At 73.1% G+C, this 3,675-nt stretch carries 5 protein-coding genes; 2 read left to right on the top strand and 3 right to left on the bottom strand.

The annotated features are described in order from the left end of the window. Nucleotides 1-238 precede the first annotated feature (238 nt). A complete protein-coding gene (locus FJ694_RS36000; RefSeq protein WP_232540384.1) occupies nucleotides 239-982 on the top strand; it encodes a class III extradiol dioxygenase family protein in 744 nt (247 codons plus the stop codon). Between the two features lie 39 nt (nucleotides 983-1,021). On the opposite strand, the gene FJ694_RS37530 is transcribed toward FJ694_RS36000, so the two are convergent. Next, on the bottom strand, nucleotides 1,022-1,774 hold the full coding sequence (locus FJ694_RS37530) for a septal ring lytic transglycosylase RlpA family protein (RefSeq protein ID WP_232540383.1): 753 nt from the start codon (nucleotides 1,772-1,774) through the stop codon (nucleotides 1,022-1,024). A 227-nt stretch (nucleotides 1,775-2,001) separates the two neighbouring features. Between FJ694_RS37530 and FJ694_RS35990 the strand changes: the two genes are divergently transcribed. Further along, nucleotides 2,002-2,610 (top strand): YidB family protein, encoded by a 609-nt coding sequence (locus FJ694_RS35990; RefSeq protein WP_157272321.1) that lies wholly within the window; start codon nucleotides 2,002-2,004, stop codon nucleotides 2,608-2,610. 37 nt (nucleotides 2,611-2,647) lie between these two features. Here FJ694_RS35990 and FJ694_RS35985 read toward each other — a convergent pair whose 3' ends face one another. Next, complete coding sequence (locus tag FJ694_RS35985) at nucleotides 2,648-3,169, bottom strand: hypothetical protein (protein ID WP_157272320.1); 522 nt, start codon at nucleotides 3,167-3,169, stop codon at nucleotides 2,648-2,650. Nucleotides 3,170-3,308: 139 nt separating this feature from the next. Next, a partial coding sequence (locus FJ694_RS35980; RefSeq protein ID WP_157272319.1) for a hypothetical protein occupies nucleotides 3,309-3,675 on the bottom strand: 367 nt, incomplete at its 5' end.

Here is a 3,675-nt window from a genome sequence, read left to right as displayed (position 1 = left end):
TGCAGGGCCAGGCCGGCGACGCCGCCGACGAAGTGGAGCCCGGGCTCGACCAGGCGAGAAACCGCGAGCGCGCTGAGCTCAACTGCGACCCGACCCATGCCGAACCTCCGGATGCCTGAGGGTCTTGCGACCCATCATGCTACCCATCAATTCTGGAGCGATTAGGTGCGCCTTGGTGGCACGTCGTGGGAGGGGAATTTGGCCTTTTTCCCTGTGGGACAGGGACTTATGGGAGGCCGTGAAACAACCCGGGGAGACCGGGTGGCGGAGGGAGCGGGAGACGAAGCCCGACGTGGTGGTCGTGATCTACAACGACCACGGCCTGAACTTCTTCCTCGACAAGATGCCGACGTTTGCCGTTGGCGCCGCGCCCGAGTACCGCAACGCCGACGAAGGCTGGGGCATCCCGACCATGGCGCCGTTTCGCGGCGACGCGGCGCTGTCCTGGCAGCTGATCGAGTCGCTGGTGGAGGACGAGTTCGACCTGACCACCTGCCAGGAGATGAAGGTGGACCACGCCTTCACGCTGCCCATGGCGCTGCTGTGGCCGGACCAGGTCTGGCCGGTGCGCGTGATTCCCGTGTGCATCAACACCGTGCAGGACCCGCTGCCCAGCGCGAAGCGCTGCTGGAAGCTGGGCGAGGGCATCAAGCGCGCGGTGGCGAAGTGGGCCGGCGGCGAGAAGGTGGTGATCCTGGGTACCGGCGGGTTGAGCCACCAGCTCGACGGCGAGCGCGCCGGCTTCATCAACAAGGACTTCGACCTGAAGTTCATGGACAGCATGGTCGGTGACCCGCAATGGGCCACGCAGTTCAGCACGCGCGATCTGGTCGAGCACACCGGCACGCAGGGCGTGGAGCTGCTGATGTGGCTGGCCACGCGCGCCGCGCTGGGCGAGAAGGTGCAGGCCCTGCACCGCAACTACCACATTCCCATCTCCAACACCGCCTCGGGCCTGATGCTGCTGGAGCCGGTGGCTTGAGAAAGGAAAGTAACGGCGCCCAGGCGCCGTTCTTGGGTTTCAGTCGCCGCCGCGCAGGCCGGCCACCAGCGTGCGCGCCAGCGGATCGTGCGCGGCCTCGCCGTGCTTGACGCTGCCGTCGGGCAGCGGCACGCGGATGGGCGTGACCTCCACCGGCGCCACGCCTTCCTTCGCGGTCAGCCCGACCGCGCGCGCCGTGGCCGGCGTCAGGTCCACGATGCGGCCCTTCACGAACGGGCCGCGGTCGCGGATCTGCACCACCGCGCTCTTGCCGGTGCGCAGGTTCGTGACCTTGGCGATGGTGCCCAGTGGCAGCGTCTTGCTTGCCGCCACGGGGTGGTGCAGGCGCAGCCGCGTGCCGTCGGCCATCTTCCGGCCGCCGAAACGGCCCGCGTAGAACGAGGCCTTGCCCACGCGCTTGCGGCCCGAATAGTCCAGCCGAGCGGGCGCCGCGCCAGCCCGGCGCATCTCGCGCGGGCCGTTCTTCTTCGCGGCCGATGCGGCCTTGGCCGCGGCCGGCACCTTGGCCTTGGCCTTGGCCTGGGCCTGGCGCGTTTTGCCGCCTGGCTGGCGCGCTGCGCTGCCCGGCTTGGCCTTGCTGACGCCGCGCTCGGCAGCCGGGCCCTTGCGGGGCGCGGCCCGGGGCGTGCCGCCCGCGGACGCCGTGCCGGCATGCACGGCCGCGCGGGTCGTGGTGCCGGCCTGGGCCGCCTCGGTGGCCAGGCTCAGCAGCCAGGCCAGCGGCAGCAGGGCGAGGCAGTGGCGCAGCCGGGAAGGTCGGGAAAGCTTCATGGCTTGGGAGCCGTCCCGGCACTCTGCGCAACGCGCGGCGGGTGCCGCGCCCCGGCCGGTGCCGGACCGGCTTGAGGAAGCGAGAAAGGCCGCAGTGTCGGCAGCACCGGGGCCGTGCCGGGTAGGACGGCGCCCCTCCAGCCTGTAGGACGCGGCCGCGGCGCGGCGGCACCGGGATTGCCGGCCCGAGGGCCTCACTTTTCCAACACGGACACAGGAGCGACACCATGGGCTTGCTGGACCAGATCCTGGGCGGACTCGGGGGCATGAACAACGCCGGGCGCGGCCTGCCGCCGGGCATGGGCGGTGGCGGCGGATTGGGAGGCGGCTTCGGCGGCGGTGGCCTGGGTGGCCTGGGTGGCCTGGGGGGGCGCCGCGGCGGCGTCAGCCCGCAAGTGCTGATGGCGCTGCTGCCGATCGTGCTGCGCATGCTGTCCAGCCGGCGCCGCGGCGGCATGGGGGGCGGCATGGGCGGCCTCGGTGGCCTGGGCGGTGGCATGGGGGGCCTGGGCGGTCTTGGCGGCTTGGCCGGGCTGGGCGGCCTGGCCGGACTGCTGGGGATGCTGTCGCAGCGCGGCTACGGGCAGCATGCGCAGTCCTGGGTCGGCACGGGCGCCAACGAGCCGCTGCCGCCGGAGGCGCTGTCGCAGGTGTTCGACCCGCAGCAGCTGTCCGAGATCGCCGGCCAGGCCGGCGTGAGCGAGGACGAGGCGCGCCTGGGCCTGTCGGAGCTGCTGCCGGAGGTGGTGGACCACTTCACGCCGCAGGGGCAGCTGCCGGGCGACGATGACCTGGCGAGCTCGGTGGACGACTTCGCGCGGCGGCTGGGCGGCTGAGGAGACCGGCGCCGCCGCCGCGCCCCGCGCTCAGCGCTCAGCGCCAGACGATGAGCGAGCTGTCGCCCAGCCAGCCCAGGCCGCCGCCGACGGTGCGGGCCAGCACCTGGATGCGGTAGTTGCCCTGCGGCAGGTTGGTGGCCACGGCATTGACGGCACTCATGGCCCAGCCGTCGTAGCCCGCGACGTTGTTGGAGGTGCAGAACGCGTCGCCGCCGCTGTTGGTGGGCGGCAGCACCGTGACGGCGCCGGTGGCGGTGTTGATGGCGCGGATGTCCACGTCCACCCAGCTGCCCACGCCGGCGGCGTTGTTGGCGCATTCGGCCGTGTAGCTGACGATGAAGCGGCTGCCCGCGGCCACGAAGAAGGCCGGCGAGGACGTGGCGCCGGTGAGGTCCAGCGGCACCAGCACGCCCGCGGCGCCGAAGCCGCTGAAGTTGGTCCCGCGCGTCATGGCAATGAAATGGTCGGCTCGCGCCGGCACCGCCGCCGTGAGCGCTGCCACGCCCAGCAGGGCGGCCAGCAGCGTCCGGGTCTTCGCAGCGATCGTGTGCGTCATGATGACTCTCCAGCCGGGCGGCGGACGGACGACAGCACCCGGCGCGGCCCGGCGGGCGCGGTACTGCGCGGGAACGAAAGCGGTTCCCGATGGGGGCTGTGCAGCGGCGCGGCAGGCGCCGTGTCAGCGCTTCACGGCTTCACGGCTGCGCGGGAGGCTGCAGCGCCGCGTCCTGCTGCATGCGCTCCAGCGCGTCGAGCTGCTCGCGCGCGCGGGTCTGCAGCACGGTGTCGCGCACCGACAGCGCGGCCTGCAGCGCCGCGCGCAGCGCCTCGACGCTGCCGGAGTGCAGCTCCACCCAGGCGTCGAAGGCGGCCATGCGCACGGGCGCGGAAGTGTCCGAGGCCATGAGCTGGCGCAGCAGCGCTTCGGGCAGCAGCACGCCCTCGGCGCGCGCCTGCAGCAGCGCCGCCGCGCGCTGGGCGGCGTCGCCCTCGCGCAGCTGGCGCGCCAGGACGGCGGCGTCGGCGCCGGCGCCGTCAGCGGCCGGCGTGGTGCCGCCCGCG

Origin of the sequence: Azohydromonas aeria (assembly GCF_009760915.1) — a bacterium.
In the GTDB taxonomy this organism is placed as follows: Bacteria; Pseudomonadota; Gammaproteobacteria; order Burkholderiales; family Burkholderiaceae_C; genus Azohydromonas; species Azohydromonas aeria.
This window is presented reverse-complemented; position numbering and strand designations above follow the sequence as displayed.